The organism is Bulleidia sp. zg-1006 (assembly GCF_016812035.1).
Lineage (GTDB): Bacteria > Bacillota_I > Bacilli_A > Erysipelotrichales > Erysipelotrichaceae > Bulleidia.
In genome coordinates this window covers 825593-845092 of record NZ_CP069178.1, presented here as the reverse complement: position 1 = coordinate 845092, position 19500 = coordinate 825593, and the positions used below count along the sequence as shown (strand labels likewise).

22 protein-coding genes are annotated in these 19500 nt (G+C 31.7%); 21 read left to right on the top strand and 1 reads right to left on the bottom strand.

Annotation, left to right across the window (positions count from 1 at the left end):
* Positions 1–8 precede the first annotated feature (8 nt).
* Positions 9–1412: an ISNCY family transposase gene (locus JOS54_RS04220; RefSeq protein WP_203244392.1), complete on the bottom strand. Its 1404-nt coding sequence runs from the start codon at positions 1410–1412 to the stop codon at positions 9–11.
* A gap of 365 nt (positions 1413–1777) precedes the next feature.
* Between JOS54_RS04220 and JOS54_RS04215 the strand changes: the two genes are divergently transcribed.
* The 21 genes from JOS54_RS04215 (at position 1778) to JOS54_RS04115 (ending at position 19363) form a co-directional block, all read left to right on the top strand.
* Complete coding sequence (locus tag JOS54_RS04215; RefSeq protein ID WP_203244391.1) at positions 1778–2824, top strand: hypothetical protein; 1047 nt, start codon at positions 1778–1780, stop codon at positions 2822–2824.
* 1 nt (position 2825) lies between these two features.
* Positions 2826–3674 carry a hypothetical protein gene (locus JOS54_RS04210; RefSeq protein ID WP_203244390.1) on the top strand — a complete coding sequence of 283 codons (849 nt, stop codon included), beginning with the start codon at positions 2826–2828 and terminating at the stop codon, positions 3672–3674.
* Between the two features lie 151 nt (positions 3675–3825).
* On the top strand, positions 3826–5685 hold the full coding sequence (locus JOS54_RS04205) for an ATP-dependent helicase (protein ID WP_203244389.1): 1860 nt from the start codon (positions 3826–3828) through the stop codon (positions 5683–5685).
* A 13-nt stretch (positions 5686–5698) separates the two neighbouring features.
* The gene (locus JOS54_RS04200; RefSeq protein WP_203244388.1) at positions 5699–6484 is read left to right on the top strand and encodes a DNA adenine methylase; all 786 of its coding nucleotides are present in this window, start codon (positions 5699–5701) and stop codon (positions 6482–6484) included.
* A gap of 17 nt (positions 6485–6501) precedes the next feature.
* Positions 6502–7203 carry a hypothetical protein gene (locus JOS54_RS04195; RefSeq protein WP_203244387.1) on the top strand — a complete coding sequence of 234 codons (702 nt, stop codon included), beginning with the start codon at positions 6502–6504 and terminating at the stop codon, positions 7201–7203.
* A gap of 748 nt (positions 7204–7951) precedes the next feature.
* Positions 7952–8659, top strand: coding sequence for a ParB/RepB/Spo0J family partition protein (locus JOS54_RS04190; protein ID WP_203244386.1), 708 nt, complete (start codon positions 7952–7954; stop codon positions 8657–8659).
* Positions 8660–8836: 177 nt separating this feature from the next.
* Positions 8837–9226 (top strand): hypothetical protein, encoded by a 390-nt coding sequence (locus JOS54_RS04185; RefSeq protein ID WP_203244385.1) that lies wholly within the window; start codon positions 8837–8839, stop codon positions 9224–9226.
* A 216-nt stretch (positions 9227–9442) separates the two neighbouring features.
* Positions 9443–10249: a hypothetical protein gene (locus JOS54_RS04180; protein WP_203244384.1), complete on the top strand. Its 807-nt coding sequence runs from the start codon at positions 9443–9445 to the stop codon at positions 10247–10249.
* A 228-nt stretch (positions 10250–10477) separates the two neighbouring features.
* Positions 10478–11281, top strand: a complete 804-nt coding sequence (locus JOS54_RS04175; RefSeq protein ID WP_203244383.1) for a hypothetical protein — start codon at positions 10478–10480, stop codon at positions 11279–11281.
* A gap of 45 nt (positions 11282–11326) precedes the next feature.
* Positions 11327–12877: a relaxase/mobilization nuclease domain-containing protein gene (locus tag JOS54_RS04170; protein WP_203244382.1), complete on the top strand. Its 1551-nt coding sequence runs from the start codon at positions 11327–11329 to the stop codon at positions 12875–12877.
* A 2-nt stretch (positions 12878–12879) separates the two neighbouring features.
* Positions 12880–13050 carry a hypothetical protein gene (locus JOS54_RS04165; RefSeq protein ID WP_203244381.1) on the top strand — a complete coding sequence of 57 codons (171 nt, stop codon included), beginning with the start codon at positions 12880–12882 and terminating at the stop codon, positions 13048–13050.
* Positions 13051–13091: 41 nt separating this feature from the next.
* On the top strand, positions 13092–13334 hold the full coding sequence (locus JOS54_RS04160; RefSeq protein ID WP_203244380.1) for a hypothetical protein: 243 nt from the start codon (positions 13092–13094) through the stop codon (positions 13332–13334).
* Positions 13324–14649, top strand: a complete 1326-nt coding sequence (locus JOS54_RS04155; RefSeq protein WP_203244379.1) for a toprim domain-containing protein — start codon at positions 13324–13326, stop codon at positions 14647–14649. Before JOS54_RS04160 ends, JOS54_RS04155 begins: the two co-directional genes overlap by 11 nt.
* Before the next feature lie 39 nt (positions 14650–14688).
* Positions 14689–15327 (top strand): hypothetical protein, encoded by a 639-nt coding sequence (locus tag JOS54_RS04150; RefSeq protein WP_203244378.1) that lies wholly within the window; start codon positions 14689–14691, stop codon positions 15325–15327.
* A gap of 37 nt (positions 15328–15364) precedes the next feature.
* Positions 15365–15559 carry a hypothetical protein gene (locus JOS54_RS04145; protein ID WP_203244377.1) on the top strand — a complete coding sequence of 65 codons (195 nt, stop codon included), beginning with the start codon at positions 15365–15367 and terminating at the stop codon, positions 15557–15559.
* Positions 15560–15939: 380 nt separating this feature from the next.
* Positions 15940–16389, top strand: coding sequence for a single-stranded DNA-binding protein (locus JOS54_RS04140; RefSeq protein WP_203244376.1), 450 nt, complete (start codon positions 15940–15942; stop codon positions 16387–16389).
* A gap of 57 nt (positions 16390–16446) precedes the next feature.
* Positions 16447–17376: a hypothetical protein gene (locus JOS54_RS04135; protein ID WP_203244375.1), complete on the top strand. Its 930-nt coding sequence runs from the start codon at positions 16447–16449 to the stop codon at positions 17374–17376.
* A gap of 55 nt (positions 17377–17431) precedes the next feature.
* Complete coding sequence (locus JOS54_RS04130) at positions 17432–17716, top strand: hypothetical protein (RefSeq protein WP_203244374.1); 285 nt, start codon at positions 17432–17434, stop codon at positions 17714–17716.
* A gap of 28 nt (positions 17717–17744) precedes the next feature.
* Positions 17745–18002: a hypothetical protein gene (locus JOS54_RS04125; protein WP_203244373.1), complete on the top strand. Its 258-nt coding sequence runs from the start codon at positions 17745–17747 to the stop codon at positions 18000–18002.
* A gap of 213 nt (positions 18003–18215) precedes the next feature.
* Positions 18216–18599: a hypothetical protein gene (locus tag JOS54_RS04120; RefSeq protein ID WP_203244372.1), complete on the top strand. Its 384-nt coding sequence runs from the start codon at positions 18216–18218 to the stop codon at positions 18597–18599.
* Between the two features lie 83 nt (positions 18600–18682).
* On the top strand, positions 18683–19363 hold the full coding sequence (locus JOS54_RS04115; protein ID WP_203244371.1) for a hypothetical protein: 681 nt from the start codon (positions 18683–18685) through the stop codon (positions 19361–19363).
* Positions 19364–19500 lie beyond the last annotated feature (137 nt).

Here is a 19500-nt window from a genome sequence, read left to right as displayed (position 1 = left end):
GCTTACTATCATCGTGTAAATTGCTTGTGTTGATGTGCTCTTTGTTGTTGACGAATAAATGAATCTCTTTTCCAAGGATGACTCATTGGCGGTATATGTACCTGTTTCGGCTTTTTTTCTTTTGTGTCATCAGTGTCAAAATTTGCAGAGACTTTCTTGTTCTTTTCTAATTCAAATAGAGCATACACACAATCATCTACCGTTACGTATAGGGTATTGTTTAGGGTTTTAATGACTAAGGCTTTTGTCTTAGGCTTAAAGGCGATTAATTGATTATTTTGATTATAGGCTTGGTAATATTTGTTTTTATAGCTTATACAGGAGCCATTATCGAATTTTCTTTCGCATATAACTGATAATGTTAGATTGATTGTCTCTTCGCCGGGACTACTTTCTATTACCGAAGGGTATTTCGTATAATCTTGAGCAAAACGCCTATTAAAATTAGGTACGAAGGTTTCAATAAGATATTGGTTGGCTTTTTCTATGGTTGTTATATTCTCCATTTTTAACTCACTAACTAAGCGGTCTTGAAAGGTTCTATTCGCTCTTTCTATTTGCCCCTTGTATTGGCTAACACCGGAAGTTTCAATGGTAACGCCAAGAGTGTTACAGGCATAACCGAATTGCGTTAAGACATCATTTTCAGCCGATTTATTCGTGCGTCTTTCATACTCAAAAACAGTTCGTCTATCGGTAAGAAATTGATAGGGTACGCCATAGTTAGAAAGGATTTGGTGAAAACAGTGATAATAGCCGTGAAGTGTTTCTTGCTTGTCAAAATAAGCACCTACAATCACGCCTGTGGCATTATCAATCGCTAGATGTAGTGTTGCCTTATTTTCACCAAACCAATTATGAATAGAGCCATCCATTTGTATTTCTTCCCCAAAATTCTTACATCGAGCTTTTCTTGGATGAGCTAGTTGTAAACTTAATTCATGATTGACAGCCACATTTAGTTCCGTATCCGTGAGAGTCGGTTTCGTTTGTTTTAAAGACATGATACTTCTTTTCTTTTTTGAACAGCGGTGTTCATTAGGGGAGAAGATACCTACTTCATTTAAAATTCTTCTAACCGAAGAAAGACTGACATGGATATCATGTTTTTCACTTAAGAATTGGGTGAAATGAGAAAAATTAAAGCCCGCATCTTGATAAATCGATTGATAAAGATGTATGATGTGAGAGCTTAATTCTTGTGTGAGGCAATGAGCAGATGGTCGGTTTCTGTTTCCGTGAACGAAACCGGCTTTTCCTTTATTCCGATAGACAATAATTAAACGATTGATTGTACGAATAGAAACACCAAGTTTTAAAGCTGCTCGTTTCTTATTGCCGTGATGGTCAATTAAATCTTTGATTGTTAAATATTTTTCTTGTTCTTTCATAGATAATCGTATCCTCTTCATTTGTTCCTCCAATGACTAGAAAATAATAAAATGGAGAAAGAGATGTAAAACAATGCCTCACTATCTTTAATCAATAATCGGGACATTTTCACTGAACATCTATTAAGACATTATCACTGAACATTCATAATAGCGGTTCGATAGTGTAAATCGAAAAGTAAATGCAAAAAACCTTAAATAAGAGTAGGAAAACAAAGAATATATAAGTTAAAAACATCAAGTTAAAAGAAAATAACTTGATGTTTTTTCTTTAAAAAAATCCTTTCTAACGAATAAGCACCTTATTAGTGAATATATGGAATGTATTTTTTTCACAATTTTTCACAAACCATAAATCACTAATAGAAAAAGAGAGGAGAGAGAGTATGGAATTGTTTCTTGATAAATCAACAAATGAATTAAATGGTTATTTGCATTTTCGAGTAGTTAGAAATTTAGATACTTTAGAAAAGGAAATATTAAATCTTTATTGTTCAGATGTTCTCTTTGGATTCGGAGATATGGATATTATCGAGCCAACATTTTTGAAATGTACGAAAAAATTAATTGGATTGATGAAAGAATTTGAATTAAAAAGGCGAAGAAAATATTTAATGAATCAAAAACCAAGATATGGTGTCATTTTTGATTTACTTTTGCCGCAAGGAACAGTCACAAAAGCTAGTCGAGAAAAGATAGTTGAAGAATTCATTAGAAGCATTGAAACAATGGAGAGAAGTTTACCATTCATATCGTGGTTTTCATACAAAAAGAAAGCTAAATATATCCATATTTTCATTTACGATAGAGCTTCTTTAGCCGATGGACTTAATTTTTATAAAAAAGTGTATAAAAAAGACCATATCATCAATAAAAAAACAGGAAAATTAACAAAAAAAGATGACCCTGATGCAATAGTAGTCCACAAAAAAGGTGAATCCGTATTGGATAAAGATGGTAATCCAATAAGGGAGATTTTTTGCCCAACAAAAACAAGGATATTCTGTTTTAAAGATAAATCTGATGATTTCATTAACAAAATGAAGATATTTTTTGAATTTTTTATAAATGCTTTAAAGGCAACATTCGCTAATTTCAAGATTAAAAAGAAATTCATTATACGAAGAAATAACATCCACAAAGCATTTAATAGATGGATTAAGCGTATTTACATAGCTAATAATGCACTAATTCGATACGTAGAAAATGAAATTAATTATTTATACGCAAAAAACAAGGAAGAAAGCGTAAGAAAACGACTAATAGCGTTATTAAATCAATTCAAAGATGTTTTTAAAGTGGGAAAATTTCAAATCAACAATCAGTGGCATGCATTGAAAGCAACAAGATGTGACATAGCCGAAAATTCATGTGTGATTTTACGAAATTATTTTGATGAATTGCTTGATGAAATTAGAGAAGGGGTGAATTAAGATGACAAGATTGAAGATTAAAAAACATATACAAATGCAATTCGATTTTGATGATATACAGCAATTAAAACAATACGAAATTGACTGTTTTGAACAAGTGAAAAAAATATTAGATACGTATCGTCAAATTCTATTTCATGAAATTTCAACGGAAATAATGGATTATGTTCATTTTAATGGTAATTCCTTTGATAAATTGCCACCAGACCATTCTTCCTTTGTCGATGCAGACAAAAATCTAATCCATCTCATTTCAAAAGTGGAAGAATATAAAACTTTAAAAAAGAAAGTGGAAAAAATCATTCCTAAATTACTTCCACAGGAACAAGTATTCTTCGATGAATATATTATTCAAAGAAAAAAGTTTAAGAAAATTAAGAAGAATGAGCTAATTTTTAGAAATGTAATGTACCAATTCGCTTACATTTTTATACCTGATTTTAAAGATAAGGTTGAGAGAATCATTCAAATTCATTTGTTCCAAGAAGACATAAAAGATGATTTATACCAAAAAATAAAAACCTTTGTATTATCCGTAAATACTAAAAAAGTAGAAAAATTTCTATTGAAAAAAGAATTAGAAACCTTAAATGAATATAGGTATGCAGACCCAAATTTTACATCTTACCATGGGCAACAATTCTATATCTATCTAAAACGTGCTATTTATACCTTATTTATCTTTTATAGACTAATTTATCCTGACAAGTTTTCAAAAATTGGCTTTTTAGAAAACTTAGGAACAATTGGCAATATAAAAGATGAAGAAATTATCAATTATGCAATTCAAGATAATTGTGGAATTAATTATAAAAAAAGAATGATTAAAAAAATAGCCGAGTTGAGTTAAATTAAAACTTTTCGGTAATAAAAAATCTTAGTATTCTGCTTTTCCACTTCAACTACAAGGTAGTATTCTAACGAATCTCCACCTTTTCGTTTTCGTTTGTTAAAAGCAGCTTATAGAAAGTGAAAGTAATCTGAATGAAAGGAAAAAGACGATGATTAATTTAGAAGAATTTAACGAGCAACAAAAAGAAGCGGTTGTCAGTGAAGAAAAATATCTAAGAGTTGTTGCTGGAGCAGGTTCAGGGAAGACAAAAGTACTAACAAGTAGAATTGTATATTTGATGGAAGAAAAGAAAGAAAGTCCCAGCCAAATTCTAGCGATTACTTTTACGAATAAGGCGGCGAATGAAATGCGAAATAGAGTTTTTAAAATGATTGGGGAAATGGGTCATTCTCCAACCATTTGTACAGTGCATTCTTTGGGCTTAAAAATTTTACGCAGTGAAAGTGAGTTCAATGATGATTTTAGAAATTTTGGTATTTTAGATTCAAAAGACCAAGATAATATTTTGGAAGAAATTTATGAAACCTTTGGGTTTTACAAACAAGAAATTCCGTATACTTCTGCTAAAACATTTATTTCTAACGCTAAAACCAAGAAACAAAGGGCACAGGAATTGTATAGTCAAAATGCGAAGAAAAAATTAGTGCAAATATATGAAGAATATCTAAAAAAACAAGAAAAATTGTATGTTTATGATTTTGATGACTTTATCATTAAAAGCGTTGAACTCTTAGAAAAAAACGAGGATTTTTTGAAGTATTGGCAAGAAAAATTTACCCATATTTTAGTAGATGAATTTCAAGATATAGACAAGCAACAATTTCAATTAATACGTTTATTGGTTGGAGAAAAGAATAACTTGTTTGTTGTAGGCGACCCTGACCAAAGCATTTATACATGGCGTGGGGCAGAGGTTGAAATTATTGACAATTTAGAAGAAGCTTATCCTAGTTTGAAAACAGTTCTGCTAGAGCAGAATTATCGTTCAAGTAAAAGTATTTTAGAAGTAGCAAACCAACTGATTAAAAACAACAAAGAACGAATTGAAAAAAATCTTTTCACTAAAAAAAGTGGTGAAAAGGTTCAGGTAAACTGGTTCAAAAATAGAAAACGAGAATGTGCTTTTGTGGCAAAGAAAATAATCAATCTTCATGAAAAAGGGGTGAAGTATAGAGATATTGCTGTATTATATCGAGCAAACTATTTGTCAAGAGAAGTGGAGAATCAAATGGATGTATACGATATTCCTTATGGAATATATGGTGGTTATCGTTTCTTTGACCGAATGGAAATTAAGGATGTATTAGCTTTTTTAAGAGTAATCGTGTTAGAAGATGATTTATCTTTAATGAGAATTATTAATAAACCAAAACGTTTTATTGGTAAAACAACGATTGAAAAAGGCTTAGAATTAGCAGGAGAAGAAAAAATTAGTCTTTTCACAGCCTTGTCAAAACTTGAAACAACCGAAAAAACAAAAAAAAGTATAGAAAATTTCAAAGCGATTATTCTTAAATGGAGAGAATTATTACAGACGCAAAAAATAAAATTTTCAGAGTTTACTAATGGTTTATTATCCGATTTAGGTTACTTTGAACTATTAAATTATGATGGAACCGGCGAAAGAAAAGAAAATATTATTGAGTTTTTCAAAGATTTAGATTCCTTTGAAAGTGAATATCCAAATGAATCACTGTTTGTATACCTAGAGCAAGTATTTTTGAGAAGCCAAAAGTACGATGAAAACGTTGATAAAGTTAAGCTGATGAGTGTTCATTCAGCTAAAGGGTTAGAATTTCACACAGTATTTGTGGTTGACATGGATGATGGTGTTTTTCCTAACAAAAAAGCCTTAGGGGGAAGGAAAGGAAAAGAGGAAGAAAGACGTTTAGCTTATGTGGCTTTGACGAGATCGAAAGAAAAATTATTTATTTCATACACTGGATTTTCATCAGAATTCATTGATGAAATTGCAGACAATAAACATATTTGTAAAACAATCCATTAGACAGGAGAAAAGAATGAAAAATGTTTTGAAATATCCCGGAAGTAAAACCAGGATAGCGGGCTGGATAGTGAGCTATATTCCTGAACATGATGTGTATTTAGAACCGTTCTTTGGTGGTGGAGCAGTGTTTTTTAACAAAAAGCCATCAAGGATTGAGACGATTAATGACTTAAGCTTGGAAGTGTTTAATTATTTTAAGGTTTTAAGAGATAGACCTGAAGAGTTGATTAAACTATTAGAATTAACACCATATTGTCGACAAGAATATGAAGAATCTTTTCAGAAAACGGATGACGATGTTGAGAATGCTAGACGGTTCGCTGTTCGATGCTGCCAAGGTTTTGGATGTAGCAACAAATATAAGAATGGTTTTCGATCTAGCATTGGTCATTTAAGCCCTAGAACTACTTCGTTGTGGAATGAATTTCCAAAAATTCTGCAAATGGCTTCTAAAAGGCTTCAAGAAGCACAAATTGAAAATCAAGACGCTTTAACTTTGATTGAAAGATATAACAAAAAAGAAGTATTTATTTATGCAGATCCACCATACCCTTTGATTTTAAGAAAGAATTATTTATATGAATATGAAATGACGGATAAACAACATATTAAGCTCCTGGAAGCTTTGAAGGGGCATAAAGGAAAAGTGATGATAAGCAGTTATGAAAATAATTTATATGATGAGTATTTAGTTGGTTGGAGAAAAGAAATTAAAGTAACTACTGCGGAAAATAGCATAAAGCGTACAGAAGCTATTTATATGAATTATGGGCAGGATGAAGTTTTAAGTTTGTTTTGAAAGGAGATTAAAAAAACATGGAGAACAAAAAATACGAATTAACATCAGAAATAAAGACATTTAATGGAATTAAATTGCATAGAATCAAAGCTTTAATTGATTTTGGAGATGTAAAGGCTGGAGACTTAGGTGGCTATATTCAAGACGAAAGAAATTTAAGCCAAACAGGTAAGGCTTGGGTCAAAGGTAACGCCTTAGTTAATGATAACGCCGTGGTTGGTGGAAATGCCGTGGTCAGAGATAATGCTGTGGTTACAGGTAATGCTTGGGTTGAAGGTAACGCAACGGTCTATGATAACGCAGTGGTTAGTGGCGACGCATGGGTCAAAGATGATGCCGTGGTCAAAGGTAACGCAGTGGTAACAGATAACGCATGGATTAGTGGCAACGCAGTGGTTGAAAGTGACACAAAGGTCGATGGCAACGCAGTGGTTGAAAGTGCCGCATGGATCGATGGAAACGCAAGGGTTGAAGGTGAAGCAGTGGTTAGTAGTGAGGCAGATTATGTATATGTTAAAAGCCTCGGTTTGCGAGGTAGATATACAAGCTTTTTTAAGCAGAAAGATGGGTCTATAGGCGTTGTGTGCGGATGCTTCTGTGGAACTTTAGAAGAATTTAGAAAAAAAGTTAAAGAAACTCATAAAAATACTAAATTCGCAGAAGAATACTTAATGTTAGCGAATTTAATAGAATTTCATTTCAACAAGGAGAACAAATGAAACATTTAACAATTCTGGAGAAACATCATGGGTAAATAGCAGGAAAGGCTTATTGCCAAATGAGCCAAGCAACACAAATTTGAAAAAAAGTGATATAGAGAAAGATTCTGAAAAAATTAGACCTTTTAATCATACGTGGGGAATGTACTACGATGAATTTGATGATGTAGAAAAGGCAAACAATAAATGAGTGGGTATATTGGAAAAAATTACCCATCGTCGATTATCAAAAGAAGAAGTGAGGTTGATTGAGCAAATTTTTAGAGATTATTGTTTCTTACATTAGAAGTAGAAGTGATTGAGTTTAAGCAAAGATAGGGAGAAAGATAACTCCCTATCTTTATTTATATTAACCAGTTTGATTCTTAGAAAGTTTCATAATTACGAGGGGTATCTATTTAGTAACCTTAATTGGCTGGGCAATAATTTGTTAAATTATTGTTAAATCCAGTGTAAAAACGATAGTGTTTTTCAAAAACATTTATGACAAAATGATAGTGTAGTCAAGATAAAAAATTGGCTACTCTCTTCTCAAAAGTTGGTAAAAAAATTACCAACTTTTTATCTACTTTTAGTAACAAACAATAAAAGTAATAGAGTATTTCAGTAATAGAAATGTTCAGTATTCAGTCCACCAGCCAACAACACAAGGTAGTATTCTAACGAATCTCCACCTTGTGTTACCCACTTTGGCTTTGGTGGACGTGCTTATAGAAAGTGTCAAACATCGAAAAAGGAGAAAAAGAATATGAGTTTAAGAGAATTAATAAATGGCGAAAAAAGAAAAATACACAAGTTAGATTTAAATGAAATCGAAAAGTCTAACAAGAATTTTTACGAAGCAGTCAACGAAGAAGATTATAATTTGAAAGTCGAAGCAATCAAGGAATCAATCCTGGAAATTGGATTGATTAATCCAATTACCGTTTTCAAAAAAGAAAATGGGAAATACGAAATAATCAGTGGACATACACGATATAACGCTGTGTTGCAATTAAGCGAAAGCGGATTAATTGACAGCAAAATTGAATGTATCATTCAAGAAAATTTCGACGAAGAAAGTCATTTGAAACAAATTATCGAAAGTAACATACAGCGACAAAAAAATGAAGAAACCAATAAAATCGAATTTGATTTTTTTGAAAAAGAGTATGAAAAATTGGTACAAGAAAATCGAAGACCTGAGGGAAAAAAAGATGATTGGATTGCTAAAAAATTAGGTATATCATCCAGAACGGTTAGAAGAAGGAGACATCATTTTAATCAAGATGCAAACGATAATCAATCTAATTCAATAACAAGTAATGAAGTAGACATGAAAAAATTAATCAAAAAAGCGATTAAAATTTTAGAAAAAATAAGAAAGAATGAGGATGAAATAGAAAGAGAATTTAATGTTGATGAAATAAATTCTATGATTGAACTAATTAATATTTTGAAAAATAAAGTGGAGTAATTCCGCTTTTTTCGTTTGAAAATTTCAAAAAAATAAGAAAGGAGATAATCAAAAAGCATGAATTATTTTTTAGGAATGATAGAAAAACAGAATCAAAAAGTTAGAAACTTAGGAGAAAAATTTTTAAAAAATCAACAAAAAAATTTTGAAAAATAAGAAAGGAGATAATCAAAAAGTATGAATTATTTTTTAGGAATGATAGAAAAACAGAATCGAAAAGTCAGAAATTTAGAACAAAAAATTTCAAAAAATGAACAAGCAATTTTAAAAAATAATGAAGAATTAGAGAAAAGAATTGAAAGAGAAAACATCAAAAACAAAGAAGTTTTTGAGCAAAAAGTAAAGCGATTGAAAGAGCAAAATGAACAAAAAAACAAAAAAATTTTTGAAAGTTCCAATTTAGAAAATCTAAAAAGGCAACTAAAAATTGAAAAAGAAAAATTAGCTTTTTCCTTAAAACAGGAAGAAAAAATACAAAAAATTTTTGATAGTGTGGTTAAAAAAATTGAGGAAAGTGATGAAATTGATGTATCACCAAATGAAGCAAGTAATAAAAATCCTTTGTAATAAAGATTTTTCTATCAGCCATGTTAGGGGGAAATTTTTCCCCTCTAACATTTTCGCAAGCTAAGCACCTGTGTACACAAGGTTTTGTGTACACGTGCCATTGTGTACCACTTTGTGTACCACAATGAGCTTTTTGGGACATTCCCAAACCCTTAGTATTTTTTAAGTAGCAAAATAAATTTAATTTTTATTTTGCAAAAAGAAGGAGAGAAAAAAATGGAAGAACAAAAGAAAAATAGGCAAATTCATTTTCGTTGTACGAAACATGAATATGAAACTATTAAAAAAATATCCAATAAATTAGATATTTCCATTTCAGACTTACTATTAACTTGTTTGGACGGGAAAATGTTAAATGTAAATTTGATAGAGGATATAAAAATATTAGATCGGTTCAATAAAAATTTAGTCAACTATTATAGAGAACTAAATCAAGTAGGAAGAAATTTGAATCAAGGAATCAAGAAAATTAATGAATTAACCAAATTAAAATATTTTTATAATCAAGACTTCTTAAAAAATAAATTAGATGAAATAAAAGAATCATTGGAAATTGGCGTTTCAAATATTAGCATGATGAAAACCAAGAGCAAGGAAATTTTCGACATATTAAAAAAAGAAAATCTTAAATTATTAACAGAAAGAAAACTGATGACTATTTCCGTTGTTTCTTTATCTAATGATGAATTAAAAAATAGATATAACAATTTAGAAAATTATAAAAATATTGTTGATGAAATTGATACACAAGCAATAGCCGAACAAAAAATGATTTTACCAAGCGGACAAGAAATGACCATTGAAGATTTTGACCGATACATGAGTGATGAACAATTCAAAGATAATGCTAAATATTTAGCATTATTCAAAGACCCTGATGTTATTATTACAGGTTTTGATTTTTACGAAGGTAAACGAATGCTTTTTTACAAACGAAAAAGCTATCCTATCAAAACTGAAGAATGGTTTTTTGATGGAATTGAAGAAGAACATGACGAATTTCTCGATGAAAATCCAGTGTAAAAACGATAGTGTTTTTCAAAAACACTTATGACAAAATGATAGTGTGGAATTCAAAGCAAAGCAGTCAGGGTTATGGCTGCTTTTTGTGTTTCATTCCTAAAAAAGAAAAAGAGTTGGAAAGATAGAAAGGAGAAGAGAATGTTTTGTGCATATCAATATCAACCACCATAAAAAGAAATCTAATTATTCATTGTTCGTAAATTCAAAAAATAAAAGGAGAAAAAATATATGAGTGAAATTAAAAAACAAGAACAAGTGCAAGAGGAAAAATCATTAATAAAGGCTATTGATGACCCGAATAAACCAGTTGCTCCATTCCATTTTACGGTAGGAATGATTAAAGAAGTGAAAAATTATGAATTAAAAAACCGTAATAATATTGAAACGAATAGAAGAATGATGATGGCTGAAGTTTTCATTCCAAAAGATAACTTTAGAAATTTAGATTTTGGATATGATGAAAACAATATTAACTTAAATCAACGTGTTGGCTATGTTAATTTACCAGCATCAAGAATCGGATTGAATTTAGTTGGCAGACGTTCAGATGGGACGACATATCCAGTCAAGACGGAAATTGCCGAAAATATCATTTTGGAAAAACCGAAATTCCCGAATCAGAAATTTACGTTGTATAACGTTGAAACCGGAAAGGACGTTACTAATAAATTCTATATAAAAGGTTGTTACTTCTATATGCTCAAAGAAAGAGATGTTAATATTCATTTTATTGGTAGAAAAAAAGAAAATGGAGAATATGAAAAAATTGATAAGGTAACAATCAAGGGTGATAAGCTAATCCGCATGTATGATGAAGCCTTAGAAATCTCAAAATTAGCAAAAGAAAATAAAGGCATCCGCAAAGCAGATCGTATTCAAAAAGAAGAACAACTCGAAGCTGAAGATGGAAGTAAACGTGCTAAGACTAAGAAGGAAAGTTTAAAATTAAGCAAACTAAAAGAAATAACGAAAAAAGAATACAAACAAAAAGAAAGTCCTATTCCTAAAAAAGAAAAAGAAATTGAAAGATAAAAAGGACAGTTGTCCTTCTTATCGAACAGAAAGGGTGGAAAACTTGTGGCAACACTAAAAATCAAACATTTACATGGTAATGTTCAAAGTACGATTGATTACATCCTAAACCCAGATAAAGTTGAAGATTTTTTGACATCAACAACATCCACCATAGATACGTCTATTGTTGGCTTACAATGGCGAAGTAAACAATCAAATTTGAAGAAAAACAAAATAACAGGATTTCATATGATTATGAGTTTTCCACCTGACACTGTTTCGCCCGAGGAGTGTTATGAAGCTGCCGAGGAATATATGAAACAAGCTTTTAATGGTGAATATGACCATTGTATCGCTGTTCATACCGACAAAACCCACATTCATGCTCATATTGTTGTTAATTCAATTTCTAATATTACAGGGAAAACCTTGCGGATGAATTACAAAAAAGACTTACCCAAACTAAAAGAAATATCCGATCGGGTATGTGAACAAATGGGATTACCTTTCTTGGAAGAAACAAAAGATTATGAAGCTAAACATTATTATAGTTGGTTGAATAATCGTTTATCCGACCGAGAAATACTCATGAAAACAATCGATGCAATATTGCCGAGAATTAGCAATGTAGAGGATTTATTTAACTACCTTCAGGCAGTAGGCTATGATGTTAAGGGAGATATTAAGGGAAAAAATGATTTAGCTTTTACAATTCATCAAAAATTGTTTCGCAAAGTAGACGAAAATACGTTTGCTTTTCGAGTTCCCTACACTAAATCAATCGTTACAGTCGATAGAAATGATGTGGTTATTTCAACCACAAAAAAAGGTATTCAAATAGCGGAATTTAGTATAAAAGACCCTAATAAAGTAATTCAATTAGAAGATGAAAATGGGACAAGAAAGATTAGCTTTGATTATTTAAAGGGGCTGGTTGAAGATAAGACGCAAAAAAACAACCGCCAAATATCCGTTAAATTACCTAAAGGGAAAAGATATTTAAGATTGAATCGTCTAAAAGATGAAAACTATAGCCTCGAAGGATTAAAAAAGAGGATTACTAACAAAAAAACAGATGTGGAAATCTTGAATCGAATTAAAGAATATCAAAATGGTGAACAAAAGGTACAGGATGACATCACCAAAGCATTTCTTAAAGATAACAAGATTAGTTTTCGTTATTCTGAAAGTGAATATGCGAATATGACAGGGTATCAAAAGTATGCGTTATATATGCAAGAAAACCTGCAAAGACGTTTCAATAGAATTTCTTTGATTTACCAATCCCCTGATTTAGAAAAAAAATTAAAAGAACTTAGTATTGAAGAAGAACAGATAAAAAAAGATTTTTCAAAAATCAGTAAAGAACTAAATCATGTGGATGCCATTTTGAAAAGGATGATGAAAGATGTTGCGATAGGAATGTTAGAAATGAATCAAGAAGAAATGGCTATATGGGCGAAAACACATCGAGAACCTTTGGTGCAACAAAAACGTACTATAACGGATAAATTAGGTGAAATTAAAAAAGGATGTAAAGAAATTGAAAAGAAGCTGCAAGAAGTTTATGGAAAGACAACGTTAGAAAAGAAGAAAGAGGAATTGGATATTTAATTATGAATAACACAGTTTTAGATGTAGTCAAAGGTGTTTTCACATTTATATTGCCGATGGTAGTTGCTTATGGTTTAGGTTATTTTCAATGTTATAAAAATGATCGTAAAAAGTATTTCCTAAAACCAAAACAAGAAAATAAATCTGAAAACAAAATTAAAAATTTTATTTAAAGAAGGACAGATGTCCTCTTTTTTTGTAGAAAGGAGAAGGAATGAAATTATTAAGCGATAACGATATTTTGTTCATCCAAGAATTAATTAGAAAATACGATATTCAATCTTTAGAATCGTTGTTTGAGTATATTCAATACTTTATGCAAAATGAAAAAAATAAACAACGTTTTAGCTATTATTTTGGAAAATATTTACTCAATAAAGTAAAACGATTAGATCAAGAAGATTGGTTGATTATTTTTGAACAATCAAAACGCTTAGAAAGGGCTTATGATGGCTAAAGAAAAAGTGTATAAATTTACCCCCAGTCGAATGCAATTAATAAGGGAAAAACTTGACTTTGTAGAAGTAGCACAGCGTTTTTATCAATTAACACCAATTACAAGGGGATATTCAGAATCGAAAAAAAATTACACAATACCAAAACATGATAGTGTCATTATTTTCTCAAGAACAAATTCTTTTTATCGATATTCAACGCAAGAGGGTGGAGATATTGTCAAATTTTTACAAGTCATGCCAGAAATCAAAATGTCATTTAAAAAAGCATTTAATTATTGCTTTGAACAAGTAGCTCATTTAGAAGAACAGACAATGGATGATGTAGAAGAACAAAGGCAATATCATTCACAAGAAAACATAGAGAAAAAATATGAGGAAATGAAAGTTGAAGTTTTTTTGCCAATTACCAACTTGTTGAAAATTATTCGTGAAGAATCAGAAAACAATCCAAAATTACAGCACCTATATGAAACAGAAAAAGCAATAACGTGGGAACATATTTATAAAGAGTATGGAAAGGATAAAACTAAATTTCAATATCCAAAAAAATACAATGAAATATATAAACATTTAAAACAAATTGTTTTAAAAAATTTAGAAACCAAACAATTCCAAAATACTCATAAAAATGCGATTGCTTATTTAATTAAAGAAAGAAAGATTAATGCGGATTTAGTATTTGACTTATTGGCTAAAGGATTTATCCATCAAAGTAACCGAACAGTTACATTAGAAGATGGAATCACCTATCAAAATAGATATGTTTCCTTCACTAATTTAGATAAAAAGGGAAATATTGATTCTATTATGAGCCGTATTTGTTCTTCTAATTCTCAAGCCACTATTCAAAAATATGAAAGCCCCTATAACGCTGGAAACGGATGGTTATTAGATAAACATCTAAATTCAATTAATAAAAAAGATGGCTATCACGGTATTTCAAGTGAAGAAAAACCATTAATCATATTTGAAGCTGTAATTGATATGTTATCCTTCATGTCCTACATGAAAGAAAGAAATCAGATGGATAAATATGCGTATTTAGCCTTAGGTGGTTTAAAGAAAAAGGTGTTGGAAAACATTCTACAAGACAACGAGGCAAAATACACAAGTCTTGTTTTAGCAGTTGATAATGATGATAAAGGCGATTTATTTGCTGAAAAAATGATGGAGAAATACGAGGGAAAATATCCAATCAAACGAATTAAAAGTCAATATAAAGATTGGAACGAAGACAGGCAAAAAGGAGTTATCTTTATGCAACAAGTAAAGGATAAAAAGAAAACGAAAGAGATTGAAGAAATCGAACGATAAGAAGGACAGATGTCCTCTTTTTTGCAGAAAGGAGAAGGAATGAAAAAGAAAAAATATGAATTAACAACAGAAACTAAGATGGTTGAGGGAACTAAAGTATACAGAATCAAAGCTTTAATTGATTTTGGAGATGTAAAGGCTGGAGAATACGGCGGCTATATTCAAAACGAAAGAAATTTAAGTCAAACAGATAACGCATGGGTCAAAGGTAATGCAAAGGTCTATGGAAACGCAGTGGTCAAAGATGATGCCGTGGTTAAAGATAATGCAGTAGTTAATGATAACGCCGTGGTTGAAGAAAGCGCATGGGTTACTGGTGCCGCAACGGTCTGTGGAAACGCTGTGGTTAGTGATTTCGCAATGGTTTGTGGTGCAGTAGTGGTTAAAGGTAACGCTTGGGTTGGAGATGACGCTGTGGTTACAGGGAATGCTTTGGTTACAGGGAATGCTTTGGTTACAGGTAAGGCTTGGGTCAAAGATAATGCTTGGGTTGGTGGTGCCGCAAGGCTTGAAGGAGATGCCGTGGTTGAAGATAATGCTGTGGTTACAGAGAATCCTTTGAAAAAGGAATATGAGGCTTCATCATTAAAGCTAAATGATTTAAAATCAACGGCTAAAAAAGAATATAGCCAAAAGGAAAATTATATTCCTAAAAAAGAAAAACAAATAGAAAGATAGGGTGGTCAAATGACCACCTTTTTAGAAAGGAGAAGGAATGTTTAGTGATTTAGGTGAAGTCACACAGGTTTTTACGAAAATTGTTATGATTGGCTGGGGTATTAATTTCCTTTATGGGATTATGCAAATAGCTCAAGGACTTCATGATCACCATGGTGTATCCAAACAAAAAGGTATCAAACGATGCATTATGTCAAGCATGGTCATTGCAGTTATTGAAATTTTATTTTAATAGCAGATGTTTAAGTAATAAATTCAACTTTTGTATTCTGCTTTTCCACTCCAACTACAAGGTAGTTTTCTAACGAAACTCCACCTTTTCGTTTTCGTTTATAAAAAGCAGCTTATAGAAAGTGTGAGGGGACGGAAAGAGAATATGAAAATTAAGATTGAGTTATTTAACGATAATTAAAGTGCTAATGAAAATTCCAAAAATGTTTATTTGTTCATATAAACTTCCTTACGCTTTGATTTTGCTAATAACAATTGGATTTTTATTTGTTATATGTACAAAACACGGACTTGAAATTCATTCAAGTCAAAAAAGGAAACAAGGAACGTTTAACTTATACAGTGAAATCACAAAAAGAATAGAAAGAAAGAGGTAAAAAAATGAGTTGGATTACGATTTTTGGACGTGTATGTCAAGATATGCAGTTGGAACAAACTGCAAATGGAAATCATGTGGTGAATTTTAGTATTGCTGAAAAGGATGGAAAAGATAAAAATAACAATACAATGACAAGTTTTTATCGAATGGTAGCCTATGGGAAAACAGCAGAAAATTTACATCACTTTATTAAGAAAGGGGATTTATTGCTAGTTAGAGGAACAGGAAGGATGTCTACCTATATGAAAAATGACAAAAATATGACAGTCTTTACCGTTACGGTCGATAGCTACAAGTTCATTCCTAGCATGAAAACCAAATTAGAAACTAAGCTTGAAAATAAAGAGGAAGATGGAAATAAAGATGATGAAGATAAACAAGAAGAAAAGGATGAACCTGATGATACTGTAGTTGAAGAAAGTTTTGATTTCGAGGAATGGATGGATGAATGATTATCCTAGAAAGCTAGTCCGATTTACTTGCAGAAAGGAAAGGGGGTGGAATAAAGTGTGCTAGATATTGTTTTGGATTTATTTTATGAACATTGGAAAAAAGCATTATTGATTGTTGCTATTGTTCTATTAGCCTTCTTAGGCTACAAATACTATGATATGTTTTTCCACAAGCAGATTACATTTAAAAAATCCTTGGTATTACCTTTTCAACAAAAAGAAATTTATCCGTTTGATGTAGTTGAAAAAATTGATGGAAAAGCAATTAAGGAGTATGAAATCAAAGAAGATACTTTGTTTATTGGACGATGGAAATTAGTTGCCAATAGACGGGTTGACTTGTCTAAGGTAGGAAAAACAAGCGTTGTGTTTACCACCAACGAAAAAAATCCGAGAATCTTTGAAAAAGTAATTGAGGTGAAAGATGTGACACCACCAATGGTAGTGTTTAAAAAAACCAAAATAACGCTATTAAAAAGCCAATTAAAGGATTTTAAATATAGCGATAATATTGCTGAAATTTCAGATGATTATGAGGGTAAGGATGGTATTGTTGTGGAAGCTAGAAGTCAATTATCTATTATTGATAGTATCGGAGAAAAGGAATTTGTTGTTGTGGCGAATGATAGAAGTGGAAATCAGAAAGAATATAGCTTTTTGGTGGAAATTAAAGAAGATCCCGTTCCAGAAAAAAAGATTGAAAAAGAAATTATCTATAAAGACCGAATTATTTACAAACCCACAACAAGTCCCTCTAAAAGCCAAACCACTATTAAACCCAAATTAAGTCAATCTACGACTAAAGCTAAAGTAAGTCCATCCAATAACCATATCCATGGCAGTCAACGTTTCTTGTTTTCTAATGGCTACAATATGGATACCGGCTATAAAGCCTGTACAGCAAAAGGAGACCACTACAGCAATTATTCCTGTACACCTATGAAAAATAAGGACGGAATATATATAGGATACCTGTTAGAATATTAGTGAAGACAAGAAGTAGAAGTATTAACTAAAAAAAGAGAGAAAAAGGAGTAAAAATATGATGACGAATAAAGAATGTTTCAAGATTAGAAAGAGTTTTTACCGCAGTTTATTTAATTTAGAAGAATTAGACCAAAAGGATTATGATTTATTATACCCACAAGCGAAAAGTGATAAATGGACAACCATTATCAACTTTTTCCCAGTGACAGAAATTGCTATCAAGTTAGATGAAAATGGATATTTGATGATTAGTGATGAAAAAGATGTACCAGATGAAGAATTTGAATATTATTCTATTTTCACTGGTGAAAAGACCGAGTGGGAAGATATAGATATTTAGAGAATAAAGAGATAGAGGAGAGGTCAATATGAACAAAAAAACAATCAAAAAGAACGCTATTGAATTACAACTTCAAGAAGCATTAAACTATATTAAAGAAGAAAACTTAGATAAATTCTATGAAGATTTGGATTTCTGGTGGATTCCAAGCGAAAAATTCTATTGGGTCGATGGAAGTGGCATGGCGTGCACTCACGAAGATAAAAATGCAACCCTAGAATTTCAAGTATGCATTTCCTTTGAAGATGGAAAAATTGATTATTGGGAAAATTATATTCTTCATTAAAAATGATGTAAATAAAACAAAACAAACAAAAAAAGAAGTCTCTAAACCAGCCACTTTTACCGCAAAGCCCCGGCACGGTTCGCCGTCCGGGGTGCTGTAATGTAGCCGTAGACGGGTAACAAGCCCGTAATAATGCAGAATGCAACACAACACCACAAGGGAGTAATCTCGGTAATTATGAAAGAATTATATAATATTATGGAGGATAAAACCATGAACAAAAAATACGAATTAACAACAGAAACTAAAATGGTTGAGGGAACTAAAGTATACAGAATCAAAGCTTTGACTTCTTTTGGAGATGTAAAAGCTGGGGATTTAGGTGGTTTTGTAGAAAAGGAAGAAAATTTAAGCCAAACAGATAACGCATGGGTCAAAGATGATGCCGTGGTCAAAGATAATGCAGTAGTTAATGATAACGCCGTGGTTGAAGAAAGCGCATGGGTTACTGGTGCCGCAACGGTCTGTGGAAACGCTGTGGTTAGTGATTTCGCAATGGTTTGTGGTGCAGTAGTGGTTAAAGGTAACGCTTGGGTTGGTGGTGCCGCAAGGGTTGAAGGAAATGCAACTATTGAAGGACAGCCTCAAAAAAAATAAGGATGGAATGTACATAGGCTATTTGTTAGAATATTAGTGGAAACAAGGATAAAGAGATTGAAAGATAAAAAGGAGAGGTTAATATGAAAAAGATAAATGCGTTAGGAATGAGTGCTTTAGTGGCGGTCATGTTACTGAATGGTTGCGGTCCGAAACAAAGTGCAACTGTTGCGGAAAAGAATGATGGACAAAAGGAGACCATCACCACTTCAAATTCAAAACCACAACCGGAAATAACGAAAAAGGAAGAAGTGAAACAAGAAGAAAAGAAAGTGGAAGCTAAGGAAACAGCTCCGGCTCAAAAGGAAGTTTCCACGAAAAAAGAGGAAGTCTCTAAAGTATCCACTTCAACTTCAACTAAGAAGAACAATAGCACAGTAGCTAAAGTGAAAAGTTCTAAATCCAATGTTCAAACGAAGAAGTCTACTTCTAATTTAACTTCCAGCAAGAAGTCTACTTCTAATTCAAGCAGTAAGAAGACTTCCTCAAAGGGAAAGACGAGTAGTGCTAAAGGTAGTTCCAGTAGTGCAACCAAGCCATCCAATAGCGCAACAAAACCAAAGGCTTGTAAATATAAATTAGGTGTAGATGGAAGCTGTAATAAAAGAATGTGCTTAACCTATGATCAAGTATGGAATAAATACGAAGCTTGGGTGGTTGCAGGGGGAGACCCATCTAAACCTTTTCATGTGGGTGATTCCGACTTCGATGATTGCCATGTATTGTATCTAAATGATGGCTCATTTAGAGTTGGAGAAGATTAGTTGCTAGTTCCTTTTTTAACAACTAAAAGAGTGAAAGAATTTTTACTTCTTGAAGGCGGACTTTTCCGTCTTTTTTTGTATCGGAGTGGTGGGGGCGAAACGTCCCCAAGAAAGGAGAGTCTATGAGAGATAAAGGA

What these genes read in the sequence shown, in the direction of transcription:
- JOS54_RS04185 (WP_203244385.1), top strand. Translation starts at nt 8,837, where the DNA reads ATGAATTATTTTTTAGGAATGATAGAAAAACAGAATCGAAAAGTCAGA.
- JOS54_RS04175 (WP_203244383.1), top strand. Translation starts at nt 10,478, where the DNA reads ATGAGTGAAATTAAAAAACAAGAACAAGTGCAAGAGGAAAAATCATTA.
- JOS54_RS04195 (WP_203244387.1), top strand. Translation starts at nt 6,502, where the DNA reads ATGGAGAACAAAAAATACGAATTAACATCAGAAATAAAGACATTTAAT.
- JOS54_RS04140 (WP_203244376.1), top strand. Translation starts at nt 15,940, where the DNA reads ATGAGTTGGATTACGATTTTTGGACGTGTATGTCAAGATATGCAGTTG.
- JOS54_RS04210 (WP_203244390.1), top strand. Translation starts at nt 2,826, where the DNA reads ATGACAAGATTGAAGATTAAAAAACATATACAAATGCAATTCGATTTT.
- JOS54_RS04115 (WP_203244371.1), top strand. Translation starts at nt 18,683, where the DNA reads ATGAAAAAGATAAATGCGTTAGGAATGAGTGCTTTAGTGGCGGTCATG.
- JOS54_RS04215 (WP_203244391.1), top strand. Translation starts at nt 1,778, where the DNA reads ATGGAATTGTTTCTTGATAAATCAACAAATGAATTAAATGGTTATTTG.
- JOS54_RS04200 (WP_203244388.1), top strand. Translation starts at nt 5,699, where the DNA reads ATGAAAAATGTTTTGAAATATCCCGGAAGTAAAACCAGGATAGCGGGC.
- JOS54_RS04205 (WP_203244389.1), top strand. Translation starts at nt 3,826, where the DNA reads ATGATTAATTTAGAAGAATTTAACGAGCAACAAAAAGAAGCGGTTGTC.
- JOS54_RS04150 (WP_203244378.1), top strand. Translation starts at nt 14,689, where the DNA reads ATGAAAAAGAAAAAATATGAATTAACAACAGAAACTAAGATGGTTGAG.
- JOS54_RS04220 (WP_203244392.1), bottom strand. Translation starts at nt 1,412, where the DNA reads ATGAAGAGGATACGATTATCTATGAAAGAACAAGAAAAATATTTAACA.
- JOS54_RS04145 (WP_203244377.1), top strand. Translation starts at nt 15,365, where the DNA reads ATGTTTAGTGATTTAGGTGAAGTCACACAGGTTTTTACGAAAATTGTT.
- JOS54_RS04155 (WP_203244379.1), top strand. Translation starts at nt 13,324, where the DNA reads ATGATGGCTAAAGAAAAAGTGTATAAATTTACCCCCAGTCGAATGCAA.
- JOS54_RS04190 (WP_203244386.1), top strand. Translation starts at nt 7,952, where the DNA reads ATGAGTTTAAGAGAATTAATAAATGGCGAAAAAAGAAAAATACACAAG.
- JOS54_RS04165 (WP_203244381.1), top strand. Translation starts at nt 12,880, where the DNA reads ATGAATAACACAGTTTTAGATGTAGTCAAAGGTGTTTTCACATTTATA.
- JOS54_RS04160 (WP_203244380.1), top strand. Translation starts at nt 13,092, where the DNA reads ATGAAATTATTAAGCGATAACGATATTTTGTTCATCCAAGAATTAATT.
- JOS54_RS04180 (WP_203244384.1), top strand. Translation starts at nt 9,443, where the DNA reads ATGGAAGAACAAAAGAAAAATAGGCAAATTCATTTTCGTTGTACGAAA.
- JOS54_RS04130 (WP_203244374.1), top strand. Translation starts at nt 17,432, where the DNA reads ATGATGACGAATAAAGAATGTTTCAAGATTAGAAAGAGTTTTTACCGC.
- JOS54_RS04120 (WP_203244372.1), top strand. Translation starts at nt 18,216, where the DNA reads ATGAACAAAAAATACGAATTAACAACAGAAACTAAAATGGTTGAGGGA.
- JOS54_RS04125 (WP_203244373.1), top strand. Translation starts at nt 17,745, where the DNA reads ATGAACAAAAAAACAATCAAAAAGAACGCTATTGAATTACAACTTCAA.